Annotated in this window: 17 protein-coding genes and 1 pseudogene; 7 read left to right on the top strand and 11 right to left on the bottom strand. The window is 71.9% G+C overall.

Annotated elements, in window-relative coordinates:
• The first annotated feature begins 86 nt into the window (after positions 1-86).
• The 3 genes from AB0M18_RS26560 to AB0M18_RS26550 all read left to right on the top strand — a co-directional run bounded on the left by AB0M18_RS26560 (position 87) and on the right by AB0M18_RS26550 (position 4,027).
• Positions 87-698 carry a nucleotidyltransferase family protein gene (locus AB0M18_RS26560; RefSeq protein ID WP_365762207.1) on the top strand — a complete coding sequence of 204 codons (612 nt, stop codon included), beginning with the start codon at positions 87-89 and terminating at the stop codon, positions 696-698.
• A 259-nt stretch (positions 699-957) separates the two neighbouring features.
• Positions 958-2,589: a malate synthase A gene (gene aceB, locus AB0M18_RS26555; protein WP_365762205.1), complete on the top strand. Its 1,632-nt coding sequence runs from the start codon at positions 958-960 to the stop codon at positions 2,587-2,589.
• Positions 2,590-2,878: 289 nt separating this feature from the next.
• Positions 2,879-4,027, top strand: a complete 1,149-nt coding sequence (locus AB0M18_RS26550) for a hypothetical protein (RefSeq protein ID WP_365762203.1) — start codon at positions 2,879-2,881, stop codon at positions 4,025-4,027.
• A gap of 115 nt (positions 4,028-4,142) precedes the next feature.
• Here the strand turns inward: AB0M18_RS26550 and AB0M18_RS26545 are convergent, their stop codons facing one another.
• Entirely contained in the window at positions 4,143-5,942 is a 1,800-nt protein-coding gene (locus tag AB0M18_RS26545) for a hypothetical protein (protein WP_365762201.1), read from the bottom strand.
• A gap of 51 nt (positions 5,943-5,993) precedes the next feature.
• On the bottom strand, positions 5,994-6,965 hold the full coding sequence (locus tag AB0M18_RS26540; protein WP_365762199.1) for a fibronectin type III domain-containing protein: 972 nt from the start codon (positions 6,963-6,965) through the stop codon (positions 5,994-5,996).
• A 142-nt stretch (positions 6,966-7,107) separates the two neighbouring features.
• Between AB0M18_RS26540 and AB0M18_RS26535 the strand changes: the two genes are divergently transcribed.
• Positions 7,108-7,686 (top strand): hypothetical protein, encoded by a 579-nt coding sequence (locus AB0M18_RS26535; RefSeq protein WP_365762197.1) that lies wholly within the window; start codon positions 7,108-7,110, stop codon positions 7,684-7,686.
• Positions 7,687-7,693: 7 nt separating this feature from the next.
• Here AB0M18_RS26535 and AB0M18_RS26530 read toward each other — a convergent pair whose 3' ends face one another.
• The 9 genes and pseudogenes from AB0M18_RS26530 to AB0M18_RS26490 form a co-directional block, all read right to left on the bottom strand.
• A complete protein-coding gene (locus AB0M18_RS26530) occupies positions 7,694-8,509 on the bottom strand; it encodes an aspartate/glutamate racemase family protein (protein WP_365762195.1) in 816 nt (271 codons plus the stop codon).
• Positions 8,510-8,574: 65 nt separating this feature from the next.
• Positions 8,575-9,924 (bottom strand): nucleobase:cation symporter-2 family protein, encoded by a 1,350-nt coding sequence (locus tag AB0M18_RS26525; protein ID WP_365762193.1) that lies wholly within the window; start codon positions 9,922-9,924, stop codon positions 8,575-8,577.
• A 397-nt stretch (positions 9,925-10,321) separates the two neighbouring features.
• Entirely contained in the window at positions 10,322-11,713 is a 1,392-nt protein-coding gene (locus AB0M18_RS26520) for an 8-oxoguanine deaminase (protein ID WP_365762191.1), read from the bottom strand.
• A 75-nt stretch (positions 11,714-11,788) separates the two neighbouring features.
• A pseudogene (locus AB0M18_RS26515) lies at positions 11,789-12,208 on the bottom strand (solute carrier family 23 protein); the annotation flags it as partial.
• 280 nt (positions 12,209-12,488) lie between these two features.
• Entirely contained in the window at positions 12,489-13,412 is a 924-nt protein-coding gene (gene pucL, locus AB0M18_RS26510; protein ID WP_365762188.1) for a factor-independent urate hydroxylase, read from the bottom strand.
• Positions 13,413-13,417: 5 nt separating this feature from the next.
• Positions 13,418-13,825, bottom strand: a complete 408-nt coding sequence (gene uraH / locus AB0M18_RS26505; protein WP_365762186.1) for a hydroxyisourate hydrolase — start codon at positions 13,823-13,825, stop codon at positions 13,418-13,420.
• Positions 13,822-14,343: a 2-oxo-4-hydroxy-4-carboxy-5-ureidoimidazoline decarboxylase gene (gene uraD, locus AB0M18_RS26500; protein WP_365762184.1), complete on the bottom strand. Its 522-nt coding sequence runs from the start codon at positions 14,341-14,343 to the stop codon at positions 13,822-13,824. The genes uraH and uraD overlap by 4 nt, the downstream gene beginning before the upstream one ends.
• Positions 14,344-14,498: 155 nt before the next feature.
• Positions 14,499-14,885 (bottom strand): helix-turn-helix domain-containing protein, encoded by a 387-nt coding sequence (locus AB0M18_RS26495; protein WP_365762182.1) that lies wholly within the window; start codon positions 14,883-14,885, stop codon positions 14,499-14,501.
• Positions 14,882-15,160 carry a hypothetical protein gene (locus tag AB0M18_RS26490; RefSeq protein ID WP_365762291.1) on the bottom strand — a complete coding sequence of 93 codons (279 nt, stop codon included), beginning with the start codon at positions 15,158-15,160 and terminating at the stop codon, positions 14,882-14,884. The genes AB0M18_RS26495 and AB0M18_RS26490 overlap by 4 nt, the downstream gene beginning before the upstream one ends.
• Before the next feature lie 141 nt (positions 15,161-15,301).
• On the opposite strand from AB0M18_RS26490, the gene AB0M18_RS26485 reads away from it, so the two are divergent.
• The 3 genes from AB0M18_RS26485 (at position 15,302) to AB0M18_RS26475 (ending at position 18,756) form a co-directional block, all read left to right on the top strand.
• Positions 15,302-16,153, top strand: a complete 852-nt coding sequence (locus AB0M18_RS26485; protein WP_365762180.1) for a TIM barrel protein — start codon at positions 15,302-15,304, stop codon at positions 16,151-16,153.
• Positions 16,154-16,216: 63 nt separating this feature from the next.
• The gene (locus tag AB0M18_RS26480; RefSeq protein ID WP_365762178.1) at positions 16,217-17,104 is read left to right on the top strand and encodes a 2-hydroxy-3-oxopropionate reductase; all 888 of its coding nucleotides are present in this window, start codon (positions 16,217-16,219) and stop codon (positions 17,102-17,104) included.
• A 194-nt stretch (positions 17,105-17,298) separates the two neighbouring features.
• Positions 17,299-18,756: a catalase gene (locus AB0M18_RS26475; protein ID WP_365762176.1), complete on the top strand. Its 1,458-nt coding sequence runs from the start codon at positions 17,299-17,301 to the stop codon at positions 18,754-18,756.
• The last annotated feature ends 305 nt before the right edge of the window (positions 18,757-19,061 follow it).

Here is a 19,061-nt window from a genome sequence, read left to right as displayed (position 1 = left end):
CAACACCTCCGCGCGCCCGGCGCGCCAGCGGCATGACGCGATTTCAGGCGTCCGTGTGGCGGGGCCCGATGCGGTATGCAGTCCCCATGACGCATGAGACACGGGAACCCCTGGTCGCCGGGCTGCTGCTGGCCGCCGGCGGCGGACGCCGGCTCGGCGGCCGGCCGAAGGCACTGCTTCCGCATCGCGGCCGTCCCCTGGTGGAGAACGCGGTGCGGGTGCTGCGCGAGGGCGGCTGCCAGGTGGTGCACGTGGTGCTCGGGGCGGCGGCCGAACGGGTGCGGGCGGAGGCCGAGCTGCCGGGCTGTGTCCTGGTGGACAACCCGGACTGGGCGGAGGGCATGGGGTCGTCGCTGCGGGTGGGGCTGGGCTCGCTGCGGGCGGCGCCGGTGCGGGTGGACGCGGCGCTGGTGTCGCTGGTGGACCAGCCCGGGATCGGTGCGGCGGCGGTGGCCCGGGTGCGGGGTGCGTACGGCGGGCGGGACGCGCTGGCGGCGGCCTCGTACGACGGGAAGCGGGGGCATCCGGTGCTGTTCGGCGCGGACCGCTGGGCGGGGATCGCGGCCGGGGCGGTCGGGGACCGCGGCGCGCGGGACTATCTGGCGGCGCACCGGGATGCGATCACGCTGGTGGACTGTTCGGATGTGGCCGAGCCGTACGACATCGACACGGAGGCGGACCTGTGGCACCTGGAGTGAGGGCGGCGGACGGGCCGGGACACCGGGAGTGAGGGCAGTGGCACCCAGCGCCACGTTCTGTCGACCCGAAGAATCTCGACATCAACAAACCATTGAACTTCCACCATGAGGAAACTAGTATCCACTGTTCAGAAGCGCCCGATCCCCCGAGACGGCGCTCCCGGCCGTATCCGGCGCCTGTGGCACGGCGTGCCACAGGACGACGCCCGGCGGCCGGACTGGCACCGCCCGTGAAGTCCGCTGAAGGAAGTGACAGTTCATGTCCGCACCAGCGCCGTCCTCCCTGGTCGTCGTCGAAGCCGAGCCCCTGCCGCGCCAGGAGGAGGTGCTCACCGACGCGGCCCTCGCCTTCGTGGCCGAGCTGCACCGTCGCTTCACCCCGCGCCGGGACGAACTGCTCGCCCGCCGCGCCGAGCGCCGCGCCGAGATCGCCCGCACCTCCTCCCTGGACTTCCTGCCCGAGACCGCGGCGATCCGCGCCGACGACTCGTGGAAGGTCGCGCCCGCCCCGGCGGCGCTGAACGACCGGCGCGTGGAGATCACCGGCCCGACCGACCGCAAGATGACGATCAACGCGCTGAACTCGGGTGCGAAGGTCTGGCTCGCCGACTTCGAGGACGCCTCGGCGCCGACCTGGGAGAACGTGGTCCTCGGTCAGGTCAACCTGATCGACGCCTACACCCGGAACATCGACTTCACCGACCCGGGGTCGGGCAAGTCCTACGCCCTGAAGCCGGCCGAGGAGCTGGCCACGGTCGTCATGCGCCCGCGCGGCTGGCACCTGGAGGAGCGCCACCTGACGGTCGACGGACGCCCGGTCCCGGGCGCGCTGGTCGACTTCGGCCTCTACTTCTTCCACAACGCCCAGCGCCTCATCGACCTCGGCAAGGGCCCCTACTTCTACCTGCCGAAGACGGAGTCGCACCTGGAGGCCCGCCTCTGGAACGAGATCTTCGTCTTCGCCCAGGACTACGTCGGCATCCCGCAGGGCACCGTCCGCGCCACGGTCCTCATCGAGACCATCACGGCCGCGTACGAGATGGAGGAGATCCTCTACGAACTCCGCGACCACGCCGCCGGGCTGAACGCGGGCCGCTGGGACTACCTCTTCTCCATCGTCAAGAACTTCCGCGACGGCGGCGCCAAGTTCGTCCTGCCGGACCGCAACGCCGTGACGATGACGGCCCCGTTCATGCGCGCGTACACCGAGCTGCTCGTGCGCACCTGCCACAAGCGCGGCGCGCACGCCATCGGCGGCATGGCGGCCTTCATCCCGTCCCGCCGCGACGCCGAGGTCAACAAGGTCGCCTTCGAGAAGGTCAAGGCCGACAAGGACCGCGAGGCCGGCGACGGCTTCGACGGCTCCTGGGTCGCCCACCCCGACCTGGTCCCGATCGCCATGGCCTCCTTCGACGCGGTCCTCGGCGAGAAGCCGAACCAGAAGGACCGGCTGCGCGAGGACGTGCACGTCGCCGGCCCCGAGCTGATCGACATCGCCTCGCTCGACGCCCACCCGACCTACGAGGGCCTGCGCAACGCGGTCCAGGTCGGCATCCGCTACATCGAGGCCTGGCTGCGCGGCCTGGGCGCCGTCGCCATCTTCAACCTGATGGAGGACGCGGCCACCGCCGAGATCTCGCGCTCGCAGATCTGGCAGTGGATCAACGCCGGGGTCGAGTTCGAGCACGCCGGGGAATCCGTGAAGGCCACCCCCGAGCTCGCCCGCGAGGTGGCCGCCGAGGAGCTGGCCGCGATCCGCGCCGAGATCGGCGAGGAGGCCTTCGCGGCCGGGAAGTGGCAGCAGGCGCACGACCTCCTGCTGCATGTCTCCCTGGACGCCGACTACGCGGACTTCCTGACTCTCCCCGCGTACGACCAGCTGGTCGGCTGACCGCACAACAGCCGTCCAGGCCCGCCCTGATGGGCCGCAAACCGACCCCCGCCGCCGGGTGCTCGCACGAGCACCCGGCGGCGGGGGTCTTTCCGTGCCCGCGAAGGCTTGTAGCCGTTTGCGGAAGGAACGGACGGTTTTCGATCCATGGCGTTTCACAAGTCACGTGACGCAACCGAGATATGCAACTACCTAGCGGTAACAAGCCGGCGCGTGCGAAATTCCGCCATGCCACCGGCCGGCGGCTGTCCCCCACTCACTGCGCACCGCACTCCGCAGGAGCACAGCCATGCCTTCGTTCCGCCACCGCGCGCTGCGCGGACTGCTCCCCCTGTGCCTGGCCGCCGGACTCGTCACCCTGGCGCCCTCGCCCGCCCTGGCCTCCCCCGGCAGCGGCCCCACCGCCGTCGTCACCATGGGCGACAGCTACATCTCCGGCGAGGCCGGCCGCTGGCAGGGCAACAGCCTGACCACCAGCGGCAGCCGCAACGGCACCGACCGGGCCTGGACCGGCAGCGCCTACGACCCCAGCCGGGTCTACGGCAGCACCGAGGCCAACGGCTGTCACCGTTCGGACTCGGCCGAGGTGAACAGCGCGGGCGCGCTCACCACCGAGCGGATCAACCTCGCCTGCTCGGGCGCCACGACGCAGAACGTCTTCCGCTCGGTCGCCGGAGGCGTCTCCTACAAGGGCGAGGCCCCGCAGGCCGACCAGCTCGCCGCCGTCGCCGCCACCCGTGACGTGAAGCTGATCGCGCTCTCCATCGGCGGCAACGACCTGGGCTTCGCCGACATCATCACCACCTGCGCCACCGACTACATCGTCTGGTACTCCTACTGCCACGACGACCAGCAGGCCGTCGTCGACGCGAAGATCGACGGAGTGATGGCGAACGTCGGCAAGGCGATCGACGAGATCCGGACCGTGATGACCGGCGCCGGCTACGCGTCCGCCGACTACCGGATCGTGCTCCAGTCGTACCCGTCCCCCATCCCCCGGGCCGCCGAGAACCGCTACGGCGAGAGCGGCTGGAGCCGGGTGAACACCGGCGGCTGCCCCTTCTGGAACCTGGACTCCGACTGGGCCCGCGACTCCCTCGTCCCGCAGATCGCGAACCGGCTGAAGACGGTGGCGACGGCGAAGGGCGCGCAGTTCCTCGACCTGCGCGACATGCTGCAGGGCCGCGAGGTGTGCGCGAAGGCCAGCAAGCAGGTGACCTCGACCGTCCCGGCCTCGGCGACCACCAGCGAGTGGGCGCGCTGGATCGACCAGAACGAGACCCAGGGTCCGCTCCAGGAGGACATGCACCCGAACTACTACGGGCAGCTGGCGCTCGGCCGCTGTCTGGCGCTGATCAACGCCCGCACGGCCGGGAACTACGGCTGCCGGAACACGGCGGGCACGGGCGCCTCGGGGATGTACCTGACCACCGGCTGATCGTCCCCGGCCCCCGGCCCCTCCGGCCAGGCCGCCAGGCCGCCAAGCCGCCAAGCCGCCAGGCCGCCGGGCCACCGGGCCACCGGGCCACCGGGCCACCGGGCCACCGGGCCACTCAGGGCAGGCCGACGCCCAGCGGCTTCAGGACCCGCACGGTCTCGTGCGGGTCCGCGGCCGTCATCGTGGCGACCAGCGCCGCCGACCCGCCGGGCCAGGCGGCGGCCGCCGTGTCGAAGGCGGTACGGCGGGACTCCAGCGGCCCCTTCTTCGCCGGGAGCCCGTCCAGGACGGCGAGCGCGCGGGCGGAGGCCGGCACCGCGGCCGGGTCCACCGGCTCGCCGCGCGCGGTCAGCTCCGCGGCGGCCCGGGCGCCGGCCACCGGGTCGGCGAGGGCGGCGTGGAGCGCGCCCGTGGGCACGGCGGACCAGTCGAGCAGACCGAGCAGCGCCCGGGTCGAGGCGGCGTCGGAGGTGCCGGCGTTGACCGTGCCGACCGCGTCGAACAGTTCGCCCCAGGCCCGCTCGGCGCCGTCCCGGGCGGTCAGCCAGGCGCCGAGCACCCGGCCCGCGGCGGCCGGCGGCCAGCCCTCGGCGGCGGCCACCAGGTGGGCGGCCTCCCAGCCCGCCGTCTCGGCGGCGTCGGGGACCTCGACCCGGCGCACCGCGAGCAGATAGCGGACTGCGGCGCAGCCGCGCGGGGTGAGCCCGAAGGCGTCCCCGCTGCGGAAGACGAGTCCGGTGACGGCGAGCCGGTCGACCACGGCGGCGAGCTCGCGGGCCGGTTTGTCGAGCCGGGCGCGGTCGGTGTCGGTGAGGCCGGGGGTGCCGAGCAGCCGGGCGAGTTCGCCGGCCGTCGGGGTGGTGTAGCCGGTCGAGGCGGGCGGCGGTACGGGGACCGGCGCGTCCTCCAGGGCCGGGTCCACGGTCCAGTCCTCGAACTCGGCGGCGCGGCGGGCGACCGACTCGGCGGAGCAGCCGCGCTGGTAGAGCGTGTAGAGCAGGTGCGCGGCCTCGCCGCCGTACGGGCCCGAGTCCTCCCCGTCCGCGCCTTCGAGGGCGTCGACGGCGGCGGCGAGGAGGTCGGCTTCGGCCTCCACGTCGTCCTCGGCGGCCTGGGTCTCGGGCGGCGGGAGCGGCACGGCGGGGTCGCCGTAGTAGTCGAGGTGCTCGTCGAGGAGGGCGTCGGCGAGGACGAGGTGGGGGAAGTCGTCGGGGCCGGGGGCGAGGTGGGCGTAGGGGCCGGCCAGTTCCTCGGCGAGTCCGGCGGCGGTCCAGCGGTCGAGCAGGGCGGCGGCGACGGTCCCGATGCCCTGGGCCACGTCGTGGTCGCCGAGCAGCGGTCCGGCGGCCGGCGGATGCTCGGCGTCGCGGACGTAGGCCCTGGTCAGGACCTCGGCGAGGAGCACGTCGGCGAGTGCGGTGCGGCCCATGAGGTCGGCCCGGCGCATGCCGTCGGGCAGTGGCGGCCCGTCGAGCCGGGCGAGCCAGTCGCGTACGGCTGCGGGGTCGCCGGGGTCGGTGCCGTCGGCGCGCAGCAACTGGGCGTACCAGCGGGGCCAGGTGAGGTTGCCGGGGTCGCCCATGGCGCGGGCGAAGTCGGGCTCGGCCTCGCCGATCGCCCCTTCGACGCGCCGGCGGCGCTCGCCGTCGAGCGCTTCGACGAGGGCCCGGAGCACCGCCGGGTAGACGTCGAGCTCGGTGGGCGCGGCGCCCACGAAGGCGGGCAGGTCCTCCACGAGGAGCCGTCTGACCAGCGCGGGCGTGGGCTCCGGCAGTCCGCTGGTCCGGTCCGCCCCGCGCAGTGCGAGCAGGCCCAGGACGGCGTCGGCGGCCCGGGCCGCGCCGGGTCCCCGGAACTCGGGGTGCGCTGCCAGGAACGCGTCAAGACCGGTGTTGGTGAGAACGATCTCGGCCACGCTTCCCAGCGTAGTTCGGGGCGGGGCGGTGTGCCGGGTCGGCGACGTCCGTCAGACCGTCACCACCGTGGTCGGCGTCGAGAAGTCGCCCCAGGTGCCGTCGGGGAGCTTGGCGCGCAGGGTGAGGGCGTACCGGACGCCGGGGGTGGCGGGGACGGTGAGGGTGTAGCCGACCGGGCCTGGGCCGGGGTCGGCGCCCCAGACGATGGTGGTGGCGAAGCGGCCGTTCAGGTGGAGCTGGTGCTCCTTGACGGGGGTGGCGGTGCGCGGCGGGGTCCAGGTGACGGTGAGCGCGCCCTTGGCGGCGCGGACGGTGACGCCGGTGGGGGCGGTGGCGGGGCGGTGTCCGGGGACGGCGGGGGTGGTGAGCGGGACCGCTTCGCTGTCCGGGGAGGAGTTCTCGGCGGCGTCGCGGGCGCGGACGGTGAAGGAGTAGGCGGTGGCGGGGCGCAGGCCGGTGACGCGGGCCTCGGTGGCGGTGCCGGGGACGGTGTGGACGCGGGAGCCGGACTGGTAGACGTCGTAGGCGGTGACGCGGGTGTCGTCGCGGGCGGGACGCCAGGTGAGGGCGGCGGCGTCGGGTCCTGCGGGGGTGACGCGCAGGGCGGTGGGGCGGGTGGGGGCGGTGCGGTCCTCGGCGCTCGCGGTGGGGGTGGTGGCGGTGACGGCGGCGCTGTCAGGGGAGACGTTGCCGGCGGCGTCGCGGGCGCGGACGGTGAAGGTGTGGGGTGTGGCGGGGGCGAGGCCGGTGACGTCGGTCATCAGGGTGCCGGCGGGCAGGTCCTTGATCTTGTGGCCCTGGCGGTAGACGGCGTAGCCGGTGACGGCCGTGTCGTCGGTGGCGGCGGTCCACATGACGTGGACGGTGGTGGCGCTGCCGGCGGTGGCGGTGACGCCGGCGGGGGTGGTGGGGGCGCGGGTGTCCTCGGGGGCCGCGGCGGCACCGGAGCAGGCGGTGAGGGCGGTGGCCGTGAGGGCGAGTGCGGACAGGGTCAACAGGGGTGCGGCGAGGGGGCGTTGCATGGGGGGTGCCTCCGTCCGGCCGAACACGGGTGAAAGGTCTGGACCTATATCGCACGGCGGGTGACGCGGCGGCAAGGGGGCGTTGTCAGTGGCGTGCGCTTCACTGGATTCATCACTCTACGTAGTCGAATCTGGGGGAATCGTGACGGACCGTACGACGTATGTGACGATGGCCGGGCTGCGCCGGCGCGGGTGGAGCGACGCGATGATCGGCGAACTGCTCGGCCGGGCCGACGTCCAGGGGCGCGACCCACGACGCTGGTCGCTCGCGCCGGTGCTGCTCTATCTCCTCGCGCGGGTCGAGGCGGTGGAGCGCACCCCGGAGTTCCTGGGCGCCGCGGCCGTGGCGGGGCGCGGCTCGGCGGCGGCGGGCGCGGGTGCCGAGCGACGGCGCCGGGCGGTCCTCGCGACGATCCGAGCCGAACCCATCGAGGTCCCCCGGCTGCCCGCCGCCGAGCTGGAGCGGCGCGCGGTGCGGCACCGGCACCTGCTGGGGGCCCGAAGTCCCGGCGGGGCGACGGCGGGCTCGATGATCCGCTGGCAGGTGGGCTACCTCCGGCACGCGCTGTCGCGGTACGACACGCTGCTCGACGGACTGTACGGCGACACCGGCCGCGCCGAGGCGGAGCGGCTGCTGCGCCGCCGGGTGTACGAGGCGATCGCGGCCGCCTATCCGCATCTGGCCCGCGAGTGCGGGCGGCGGATGGAGGTGGAGCGTTGAGGGGGTGTCAGGGGCCGGAGACGCCGAGGGCGTCGGCGATCCGGCGGCAGGCGGCCGGAATCGGGGCGACCACCGGGACGGCGAGACGCGACTGGAGGGCGTCGGCGGCCTCGCCGAGCGGGCCGCCGCCGATGACGACCGCCTCGGCCCCGTCCCGTACGACGCAGGCGCGGACGGCCGTCTCCAGGGCGACGAGCAGCGACTCGGGGCGGGCGGCCAGGAGTTCGGGTGCGCCGGTGGTGAAGCGGGCTCCCGTGTACGAGGAGCTGAGACCCAGGCGTGCGACCTGGGCGTCGAGCGAGCCGGCCAGGCGCGGGGTGGTGGTCGCGATCCCGAAGCGCCGGCCACCCGCCGCGGCCTCGGCCAGGGCCGCCTCGCCGATGCCGACCACCGGGACGGGCGTGGGCACGGGGACGGACACCGGCCCGGGCGCGGGACCAGGCACCGGCACGGGCACGGGACCAGACGCCGAAGCAGGCACCGGACCGGGCACGGGCACGGGCACCAGCAACTGCCCCGGCGCCGGGACGGGCACCGGCCCCGGCATTGCGCGGAGTTCGGGCACTCCCGGGTCGCCGAAGGCCGCGACGATCAGGGCCGCACAGTCGCCCCCGGCCACCGCCTGGTGCGCGGCCGCCACGACGTGCGGGGCGGCGGCGCGCAGGGCGGCCGGGTCGGTGAGCATCGGCGGGCCGGCGGCGGCCGTGACGCCCCGGACCCGGAGTCCCGTGCCGGCGAGGGCGCGGCGGGCGATGCCGGTCATCATCCGGGTGGTGGCCGCCGAGGTGTTGGGGTTGACGAGGACCACCATGGGCGGGAGCACGCCCGGCGCCCCGGGCCCCGCGGCGTGCGCGGGGACCGGGGCGGTCGGGGGGTGGTGCGGGCGGTTCAGTGGACGTGGACCGCCTTCGCGGAGGCGGTCTCGGAGATCTCCTCGCCCGGCTCCATCGGCGCGGTCACCGTGTCGGCGTCCCGGCTCCTGCCGATGTGGTTGAAGACCAGGTTGAGCACCACGGCGGCCACGCAGCCGGTGGAGATGCCCGAGTCCAGGATGATCTTCGCCGTCTCGGGGAAGGCATGGTAGAACTCCGGCCTGGTGATCGGGATGATGCCGACCGCCAGCGAGACGGCGACGATCAGCACGTTGTTGTCCTTCTCCAGGCCGGCCTTGACCAGGGTCTGGATGCCGCTCGCGGCGACCGAGCCGAAGAGGACGACACCCGCGCCGCCGAGCACCGGCCGGGGCACGACCGAGATCAGCGAGGCGGCCACGGGCGAGAGGCCCATGAGGACCAGGAAGCCGCCACCGCAGGCGACCACGAACCGGCTGCGGATCCGGGTCATCGCGACCAGACCGATGTTCTGCGCGAAGGCGCTGCACATGAAGCCGTTGAAGAGGGGGCTGATCGCCGAGCCGAGGGTGTCGGCGCGCAGACCGGCCGCGATGATCTTCTCGTCGGCCGGCCGGTCGACGATCTCACCGAGGGCGAGCATGTCGGCGGTCGACTCGGTCATGGAGACCAGCATGACCACGCACATCGAGATGATCGCGGCGAGCGCGAACTGCGGGGCACCGAAGTGGAACGGGGCCGGGAAGCCGACGATGTCGGCCTCCGTCACCGGGCTGAAGTCGGTGACGCCGAAGGGGATCGCGATGAGCGTGCCGAGCACCAGACCGACCAGGACGGCGATCTGCTTCAGGAAGCCGCGGGTGAAGCGGCGCAGGAGCAGCACGACGACCAGGGTGATGCCGGCGAGGGAGAGATAGGTGGTCGAACCGTAGTCGGACGCCTGGGGGTTGGGGCCCTGGGCCCAGCCGAAGGCGACCGGAAGCAGTGAGACACCGATCAGGGTGATGACGGAGCCGGTCACGACCGGCGGGAAGAACCGCACGAGGCGGGAGAACCAGGGGGCGGCCATGAAGCCGAGGAGTCCGGCGACGATGATCGCGCCGAAGATCACGGGGAGGGCGTCGGCCTTGTCCTTCGTGGTGTCGACGATGGCGAGCATCGGGGCGACGCCGGCGAAGGTGACGCCGTTGACGAACGGGAGCTTGGCGCCGATCTTCCAGACGCCGAGGGTCTGGAGAAAGGTGGCGAGTCCGGCGGTGAAGAGACTGGCGCCCGTGAGGAACGTCAGCTCGGTCCCGGAGAGGCCGACGGCCGCTCCGACGATCAGGGGCGGGGCGACGACGCCCGCGTACATGGCGGCCACGTGCTGCAGACCGCTGGTGAGCATTCTCAGTGGGGGCAGGGTCTCGTCGACCGGATGCCTGCTCCGGTCTCCGTCTGGGGGGCTGCCTGCGTCTTGTGCATTGCGAACCTGGGGCTTGGCGGCCACGGCGGTTCCTCCGGTCGGGTACACGTCGGCGGGGACGCGGGTGTCAGGGAGGTGGTGCGATGCGGTGCGAGGTGCAGGAGGTGCGGCTCGATGCGGGGTGGTGCGGTGCGCCGGCGGAGGGGGTGCCGCGCGGGACGGATGTCCGGTGGGGGTGCGGACGTGGATACACCGTTCCGGGGGGTGCCGTACGACTGGTGCGTACGCACACCCCCCGGCCCGGCAGCCGCGGACCCCGCTCGGGTCCGCGGTGACCGACCGAGGGCCGTCCCCCTCGGTCGGACTCCTTGGGGAGGGGTCAGGCCTGGGCCGCGATACGGGCCAGGCGCTGGGCCTCCGCGCGCGCGTCGCGCGCGATGGCGTCCTCGTCGGCGGTGAGCAGTCGGTTGTTCTCGACGATCTGCCGGCCGTTGACGAAGGAGGCGGTGACCGGGGCCGCCGCGCCGAAGACGATGGCGGTGACCGGGTCGGCGATCGACGAGTGGCCGAGGCCGTCGATCTTCCAGAGGACGAAGTCGGCGAGCTTGCCCGGCTCCAGGGAGCCGATGCTGTCGGCGCGGCCGAGCACCTGCGCGCCGCCGAAGGTGCCGAGGCGCAGGGCCTGGCGGGCGTTGAGCGCGGCCTCGCGGTGGGCGCCGAGGCGGTTGATGAGCAGGGCATTGCGCAGCTCGGTGTGCAGTTCGCCCGACTCGTTGGAGGCGGTGCCGTCGACGCCGAGGCCGACCGGGACGCCCGCCTTCAGCATGTCGGGGACGCGGGCGATGCCGGCGGCGAGGCGCGCGTTGGAGGACGGGCAGTGTGCGACACCGGTCTTCGTGCGGGCGAAGGCGGCGATGTCGGAGTCGTTCATGTGGACGCAGTGCGCCATCCACACGTCCTCGCCGAGGAAGCCGGTGGACTCGAAGTAGTCGGTCGGGCCCATGCCGAACAGCTCGTGGCAGAACTTCTCCTCCTCCACGGTCTCCGAGCCGTGGGTGTGCATGCGCACGCCGAGCCGGCGGCCGAGGGCCGCGCCCTCGCGCAGCAGTTCGGTGGAGATGGAGAAGGGCGAGCAGGGGGCGACGGCGACCTGGGTCATCGCGTCGAAGGAGGCGTCGTGGTACTGCTTCACCGTCGCCTCGGTCGCGGCGAGCGCGCCCTCGGTGGTCTCGACGGCGAAGTCCGGCGGCAGGCCGCCGTCCTTCTCGCTGCGGTCCATGGAGCCGCGGGCGAGGGTGAAGCGGACGCCCATGTCGGCGGCGGCGCCGATGATGGCGCCGGACAGGTCGCCGGAGCCCTGCGGGTACACGTAGTGGTGGTCCATCGCGGTGGTGACACCGCCGCGGGCCATCATGGCGAGCGAGCCCTGGGCGGCGGTGCGGACCATCGCCTCGTCGATGCGCGCCCACGTCGGGTACAGCGCCACCAGCCAGTCGAAGAGGTTGTGGTCGGTCGCGAGGCCGCGGGTGATCCACTGGTAGAAGTGGTGGTGGGTGTTGATCAGACCCGGCGTGATCAGATGGCCGGTGGCGTCGATCCGCCGGACCACGTTCTCCAGGCCCTCGGGGGCCCGGCCGGCCCCCAGCGACTCGATCTTGTTGTCGGCGACGACGAGGTGACCGGTGGCGTACTCGGTGTCGTTCGCGTCCACGGTCGCGATCGCCGCGTTCTCGATGACGATGCGCTGGGGGGCTGCCGAAGGTGCTGCCATGGCGGTGCTTCCTTCATTCCAAGGGGGTGGGGGTCCCCCCATGACGAAGTCGTAGGGGGAGGGCACGGCAGGACCCTAGGAGGATTTGAGTGCCGGAGCCGCGTGACGGCTCCGGGTGCCGAGATGATGGAAGAACAGGTTCAGCAGGACGGCGACGAGCGCGCCGGCGCTGATGCCGGAGCCGAGCACGGTCTGTGCCCAGGCGGGGAATCCGGCGTGGAAGGTGGGTGCGGCGAGCGGGATGATGCCCGTGCCGAGCGCGACCGCCACCAGGACGATGTTGGAGCTGTCGTCCAGGCCGGCCTCGGACAGCGTACGGATGCCGCTGACCGCGATCGAGCCGAAGAGGACGATACCCGCGCCGCCGAGGACCGGCATGGGGACCGGCGAGACCACCGCGCCGAGCACCGGGAAGGCACCGAGGACCAGGAGGGCGCCGCCGGCGACGGCGACCACATAGCGGCTGCGCACCCGGGTCAGCGAGACGACGCCGACGGCCTGGCCGATGATGAGCGGAGGGGTGACCACGCCGGCGTACATGGCGGCGATGTGCTGGAGAGCCGCGGGGACGAGCCGCGAGGCGGGGAGTCTCTCGTCCACCGGGTGGCAGTCGGCCGCGGACGGGGCCGAGGTCGGAGCCGGGGTGGACGGGGTGGAACACGGGCCTTCGGCGGATGCCGGCCCCTTTGCGGGCAGTGCCATGCTGGGTCCCTCCGGTCTGGTGCCGGTCCCCGCCCGACTGCGGGCGGGCGGGGACCGGGTCACTCAGGGCCGCTCAGAGATTGGTCATGTCGACCGGGATCTGCGCCGTGGCGCCGTCCCTCAGGACCGTGGCCTCGATCAGGCCGTACATGCGGTCCGCGGCGTAGTAGACCTCGTTGTCGTTCTTCAGGCCGAAGGGCTCGAGGTCCACCAGGAAGTGGTGCTTGTTCGGGAGCGAGAAGCGCACCTCGTCGATCTCCGCGCGGTTGTTGATGATCCGCGTGGCCATCTGGTACAGCGTCTGCTGCAGGGAGTACGAGTAGGTCTCCGCGAAGGCCTCGAGCATGTGCTTCTTGGTCTGCTCGTAGGACCGCTCCCAGTTGGGCATGCGCTGGTCGTCGTCGGTCCAGTTGAACCGCCAGCGGCCCGACACCTGGGTGGCGAGGATCCGGTCGTACGCCTCCTGGAGGGTGGTGTACTTGTCCTTGATGTAGCCCCAGAACTCCGAGTTGGTGGAGTTCATGACGACGAGGTCCTTGAGGCCGGAGATGACCTCCCACTTCTCGCCGTCGTAGGTGATCTGCGTGACGCGGGTCTCCTGGCCCTTGCGGGCGAAGGAGTGGTTGACCTCGTCGGCGCCGATGAACTTGGAGTTGGCGTCGGAGCTGGCGATCCGCTCCCAGGCGTACTCCTCGATCCGGATCCGGGCCCGCTGGATCGGCTCCTGGCTCGACACGAAGTGGCGGGCGAGGTGGATGCCGAACTGCTCGGCGGACTCGATGCCGTACTCCTTGGCGAACGCGAAGACGGTGTTCTTCGTCGTGTCGGTGGGGAGGCAGTGGGCGTTGGAGCCGGTGAGGTGGACGTCGTCGAGGTCACCGGAGAGGGCGACGGAGACGTTCAGGTCCTTGATGTGGTGCGTGCGACCGTCACGGGTGATCTTGACGACGCGGTTCTCTGCTTTGCCGTACTGGTTCTGGCCGAGAATCGTGGGCATGTCTGCTAGCTCCCTCGGTAAACGGAGTAGCCGAACGGGTTGAGCAGCAGCGGTACGTGGTAGTGCTCGCCCGGGACGACGGCGAACGTGATCGCCACCTCCGGGAAGAACACACCGGCCGCACCGCTGTCCCGATTCGCGGGGGCGTCCTGCTGCGCCTCGGCTTGCTTGTTCTGCTTGCTCAGGAAGTACGACTCGGTCCGGAAATCGAGCCGTACGTGGGTCGTGCCCTCCGGCAGGGCCGGGAGGTCCTTGCAGCGCCCGTCCGCGTCGGTGGCGGAGCCGCCCAGGGCCGCCCACTCGGCGTCGGAGCCGGCGCGGGCCGCGAGCGTGATGGCCACTCCCTCGGCCGGCCGGCCGATGCTGGTGTCCAGGATGTGGGTGGACACCGATGCGGTGGTGTCGGTGCTCATCGGTTCTCTTCCTCGATGGTCTCGACGAGACGGTTCAGACGGATGCGGTTGATCTTGCCCAGTTCGGTGCGGACGATCTCCCGCTCCCGCTCGGGCGAGTTACCGATCCGCTCACGGATCGCGTCGCGCATCTGCTCGCCGGTCTTCCCGGTGGCGCAGATCAGGAAGACATGTCCGAACGTGTCCTGGTAGGCCAGGTTCAGTTCGAGCATCTCGGCCTTGAGGTCCGCGGAGGCGCCGGCCATCCCGCTCTGCTCGCGGGAGGAGGTCGGGTCCCCTTCCTTGGGACGACCGATCGGCGGGTGGCCCGCCATCGCGTCGGCGAGATCCTCGGCGGTCAGCTCGGCCATGGCGGCGTCACTGGCCCGGAAGAGGGCGTCGACCGTGGCGTACGGGCGCTGGGCGAGGAGCTTGCTCGCCCACGCCGAACTCGTGCACACCTCGTGCAGCGCGGCGAGCGCGTCGCCCTCCGCCGAAGTGTTGAACCGGGTCAGACCCGGAGTCGTACCAGAAGTCACGGGATGCCTCCGTGGCTGTTTTTCGCTGTGCGTCGGACGGGCTGCGGATAGCTAACGCCCTCCGCAACACCACGTCAACACTTTGTTGAAAACTCGGCCACACAAAAGCCGTCGTCCCGACAACTGGACGACGGCTTCCGGCACGGAATGATCGACTAGCCGTTCTTGGGCGCCTTTTCCCTGTTCAGGGCGGTCTCCCGGTTCAGGTAGTTGTACACGGTGAAGCGGCTGACGCCGAGCGCGCCGGCCACCGTCTCCACTCCGTGGCGCACCGAGAAGGCACCGCGCGCCTCAAGGATCCGCACGACCTCCTGCTTGGTCTTGCGGTCCAGCTCGGAGAGCGGCATCCCGTGCCGTCTTTCCATGGCGGCGAGGATGTGGTCCAGGGATTCGGACAGCTGCGGCAGTCGTACGGCGAGCACGTCCTCCCCCTCCCAGGCGAGGACCACGTCGTCCGGCTCAGCCTGCTCGGGTACGAGCAGCTCGGCGCCCATCGCGTCCACCAGCGGCTTCACCGCCGAGACCAGAGGATGCTCGCTCATCTGTCGCCCTCACCCGTTCCGTCCGCCCCAGCGGCCCCGTCGATCACATTGACCTGGAGCGACACACGGGTCGCACCGGCCGCCAGGGACTTGCGCAGCAGCGCGTCCACCGCGGTGAGCACGGCGTCGGCGCCGCCCTCGGCCGTGTTGCCGAAGGGGCCCACGTCCACCGCGTCCAGTTCGGCCGACTGGATGACCTCACGTGCCACGACCGCGTGCGCCGGCGCCTCGTCGAGGTCGAACGGCTCGGTCGTGAACTCCACTCTCAAACGCACCATGCCCCCACGCTACGGCCCGCCCCCGGCCCGCGGGGAGCCCCGGACCTGCGGGGACCTCTTGACAAGTGCGGCGCCCGCCCTGCAACCTTCCGTCAGACAGAAAGTTACTTCCGCAATACGGAAGGAGCGCCGCCCCTCATGGCCCGCTTCTCTGAAGGCGCAGTCCCGGACCAGCGCTTCGATGTGAACCTGTCGATCCTCTTCACGGAACTCCCGCTCCTGGAGCGCCCCGCGGCCGCCGCCGCGGCGGGCTTCACCGCGGTCGAGCTGTGGTGGCCCTGGATCGACACCGCCACCCCCGAGCAGAGTGAGCTCGACGCCCTGAAGAAGGCGCTCGAGGACGCCGGCACCCAGCTGGTGGGCCTGAACTTCTACGCCGGACAGCTGCCCGGCCCGGACCGCGGCGCGGTCTCGGTGCCCGGCCAGGAGTCGGACCGGTTCAAGGCCAACATCGACATCGCCGCGGACTTCGCGGCCTCGGTCGGCTGCACGGCGCTCAACGCGCTGTACGGCAACCGCGTCGAGGGCGTCGACCCGGCCGTCCAGGACGAGCTCGCCCTGGAGAACCTGGTCCTGGCCGCCCGCGCGGCCGACCGGGTCGGCGCGATCCTGCTGATCGAGACCCTCAACAAGCCGGAGTCGCCGCTCTACCCGCTGGTGAGCGCCCCCGCCGCGATCGAGGTCGTCGACAGGGTGAACGCGGCCACCGGCCTCGGCAACGCCAAGTTCCTTCTCGACATCTACCACCTGGCGATGAACGGCGAGGACGTCAGCGCGGTCATCGCCGCGTACGCGGACAGGACCGGCCACGTGCAGATCGCCGACATGCCGGGCCGTGGCGCCCCGGGCACCGGCGACCTCCCGCTGGAACAGCTCCTCGACGAGCTGAGGAAGGCCGGTTACGACGGCTGGGTCGGCCTGGAGTACAAGGCCGCCGACGCCGCCGCGTCCTTCGAGTGGCTCCCGGCCGAGGCCCGCCCGGCCCGCTGACGCCCGACGCCGACACGCCCGGCGCCCCCTCCCCGTACCACCTTGTTTTCGAGAGGCACCCTCATGACCCTTCCCAAGATTGCGTGGATCGGTCTCGGCATCATGGGCTCCCCCATGTCCGAGAACCTGATCAAGGCCGGCTACTCCGTGACCGGCTTCACCCTGGAGCAGGACAAGCTGGACCGCCTGGCCGCCGCCGGCGGCACCGCGGCCGGCTCGATCGCCGAGGCGGTCAAGGACGCCGACGTGATCATCACGATGGTGCCCGCCTCCCCGCAGGTCGAGGCCATCTCCTACGGCCCCGAGGGGATCCTGGAGAACGCGAAGCAGGGCGCGCTGATCGTGGACATGTCCTCGATCACCCCGCAGACCTCGGTCGACCTGGCCAGGAACGCCAAGGAGAAGGGCATCCGCGTCATCGACGCCCCCGTCTCCGGCGGCGAGGCCGGCGCCATCGAGGCCGTCCTGTCGATCATGGTGGGTGGCGAGCAGGCCGACTTCGACGCGGCCCTCCCGATCCTGGAGGCCCTCGGCAAGACCATCGTCCTCTGCGGCCCGCACGGCTCCGGCCAGACGGTCAAGGCGGCCAACCAGCTCATCGTCGCCGTCAACATCCAGGCGTGCGCCGAGGCCGTGGTCTTCCTGGAGAAGTCCGGCGTGGACCTCAACGCCGCCCTGGACGTCCTCAACGGCGGTCTGGCCGGCTCCACGGTCCTGACCCGCAAGAAGGACAACTTCCTGAACCGCGACTTCAAGCCCGGTTTCCGGATCGACCTGCACCACAAGGACATGGGCATCGTCACCGACGCCGCCCGCAACGTCGGCGCGGCCCTCCCGGTCGGCGCCGTGGTCGCCCAGCTCGTCGCCTCCCTGCGCGCGCAGGGCGACGGCGGCCTGGACCACTCGGCCCTGCTGCGCGCCGTCGAGCGCCTCTCCGGCCAGCAGGTCTGACCCGGTCCCCCGTTCCGACGGGGCCCAGATTTCCGGACGGCGGCGGCGCCGACAACCTGTCCTGTCGCGCCCAGGCGTCGCCGCCGTCCGGAACACCACTCTTCATTTTCAACAAACTGTTGACGTTTTTCGCCGGGCGTACCTACGCTCCAGAGCACTTCACCAGTCAGCAGTGCAGCTCACGGAAGGTCACCATGTCGAAGCGCGTGCTTACGACCGAGTCCGGCGCCCCCGTCGCCGACAACCAGAACTCCGCCACCGCCGGCGTCGGTGGCCCCCTCCTCCTCCAGGACCAGCACCTCCTGGAGAAGCTCGCGCGCTTCAACCGTGAGCGCATCCCGGAGCGTGTGGTGCACGCCCGCGGCTCGGGCGCGTACGGCTACTTCGAGGTGACCGACGACGTCACCGCCTTCACCAAGGCCGCCTTCCTCTCCGAGGTCGGCAAGAAGACCGAGCTGTTCCTGCGCTTCTCCACCGTGGCCGACTCGCTCGGCGGCGCGGACGCGGTCCGCGACCCGCGCGGCTTCGCGCTGAAGTTCTACACCGAGGAGGGTAACTACGACCTCGTCGGCAACAACACCCCGGTGTTCTTCATCAAGGACCCGATCAAGTTCCCCGACTTCATCCACTCCCAGAAGCGCGACCCCTTCACGGGCAAGCAGGAGGCGGACAACGTCTGGGACTTCTGGGCCCACGCCCCCGAGGCGACCCACCAGGTGACCTGGCTGTTCGGCGACCGCGGCATCCCCGCCTCGTACCGCCACATGAACGGCTACGGCTCGCACACCTACCAGTGGACCAACGAGGCGGGCGAGGCCTTCTTCGTCAAGTACCACTTCAAGACGAACCAGGGTGTCCGCAGCCTCTCCGCCGAGCAGGCCGCCGAGCTGGTCGGCAAGGACGCCAACTCGCACCAGACCGACCTGCTGCAGTCCATCGAGCGCGGCGTGAGCCCCTCCTGGACCCTCTACGTCCAGGTGATGCCGGCCGCCGAGGCCGCGGACTACCGCTTCAACCCCTTCGACCTCACGAAGGTGTGGCCGCACGCGGACTACCCGCTGCAGCGTGTGGGCCGGCTGGTCCTCGACCGCAACCCGGACAACGTCTTCGCCGAGGTCGAGCAGGCCGCGTTCTCCCCGAACAACTTCGTCCCGGGCATCGGCCCGTCGCCGGACAAGATGCTCCAGGGCCGCCTCTTCGCCTACGCGGACGCCCACCGCTACCGCCTCGGCGTCAACCACACCCAGCTGCCGGTCAACGCCCCCAAGGCTACCTCCGCCGAGAACTACGGCCGCGACGGCCTGATGGCCACCCGCAACGGCTCGCGCCACGACAAGAACTACGAGCCCAACTCGTACCAGGGTCCGGCGCAGACCGACGCCGCGCTGTCCGCGCCGCTGGCGATCCACGGCTGGACCGGCACCCACGCGGCCCCGGCCCACGTCAAGGACGACGACTTCTTCCAGGCCGGTGAGCTCTACCGCCTGATGTCCGAGGACGAGAAGTCCCGTCTGGTGTCCAACATCGCCGGCAGTCTCTCCCAGGTCTCCCGCGACGACGTCATCGAGAAGAACCTCGCCCACTTCGCCGCCGCCGACGCCGAGTACGGCCGGCGCGTCGAGGAGGCCGTCCGCGCCCTGCGCGAGGACTGAGCCTCCGGCACGACACCCAGGCTGCGTACGGCTTCTGACGGGAGGTCAGAGCCGTACGCGGTCCGGATCACCGGCCCGGATGAGGGGTGGTCGGTGAACCGGACAGCGTGAGGACCGCGGTGGCTCCGAGCCAGTGCGGTGGTAAGGGACTGCAAGCTCCCCTTCCTGACCTGAAGGAAGGGACCGGCCGCAGCTCCCGTCGGCGCCACCGCGGTCCGACGCACCCCCTTCTCGCGCGGAAGACGGAAGGGGCACAGACTCCGCCCGGCGGCGCGAACGTCCTGTCGCGCCAGCCTCGCACCGTC

Origin of the sequence: Streptomyces sp. NPDC051909 (assembly GCF_040681095.1) — a bacterium.
Classification (GTDB): Bacteria; Actinomycetota; Actinomycetes; order Streptomycetales; family Streptomycetaceae; genus Streptomyces.
The sequence above is the reverse complement of the archived record's forward strand: the minus strand, read 5'-3'. Positions and strand labels throughout refer to the sequence as shown.

What these genes read in the sequence shown, in the direction of transcription:
- aceB (WP_365762205.1), top strand. Translation starts at nt 958, where the DNA reads ATGTCCGCACCAGCGCCGTCCTCCCTGGTCGTCGTCGAAGCCGAGCCC.
- AB0M18_RS26485 (WP_365762180.1), top strand. Translation starts at nt 15,302, where the DNA reads ATGGCCCGCTTCTCTGAAGGCGCAGTCCCGGACCAGCGCTTCGATGTG.
- AB0M18_RS26475 (WP_365762176.1), top strand. Translation starts at nt 17,299, where the DNA reads ATGTCGAAGCGCGTGCTTACGACCGAGTCCGGCGCCCCCGTCGCCGAC.
- AB0M18_RS26480 (WP_365762178.1), top strand. Translation starts at nt 16,217, where the DNA reads ATGACCCTTCCCAAGATTGCGTGGATCGGTCTCGGCATCATGGGCTCC.
- AB0M18_RS26495 (WP_365762182.1), bottom strand. Translation starts at nt 14,885, where the DNA reads ATGAGCGAGCATCCTCTGGTCTCGGCGGTGAAGCCGCTGGTGGACGCG.
- AB0M18_RS26560 (WP_365762207.1), top strand. Translation starts at nt 87, where the DNA reads ATGACGCATGAGACACGGGAACCCCTGGTCGCCGGGCTGCTGCTGGCC.
- uraH (WP_365762186.1), bottom strand. Translation starts at nt 13,825, where the DNA reads ATGAGCACCGACACCACCGCATCGGTGTCCACCCACATCCTGGACACC.
- AB0M18_RS26540 (WP_365762199.1), bottom strand. Translation starts at nt 6,965, where the DNA reads ATGCAACGCCCCCTCGCCGCACCCCTGTTGACCCTGTCCGCACTCGCC.
- pucL (WP_365762188.1), bottom strand. Translation starts at nt 13,412, where the DNA reads ATGCCCACGATTCTCGGCCAGAACCAGTACGGCAAAGCAGAGAACCGC.
- AB0M18_RS26520 (WP_365762191.1), bottom strand. Translation starts at nt 11,713, where the DNA reads ATGGCAGCACCTTCGGCAGCCCCCCAGCGCATCGTCATCGAGAACGCG.
- AB0M18_RS26525 (WP_365762193.1), bottom strand. Translation starts at nt 9,924, where the DNA reads ATGCTCACCAGCGGTCTGCAGCACGTGGCCGCCATGTACGCGGGCGTC.
- AB0M18_RS26550 (WP_365762203.1), top strand. Translation starts at nt 2,879, where the DNA reads ATGCCTTCGTTCCGCCACCGCGCGCTGCGCGGACTGCTCCCCCTGTGC.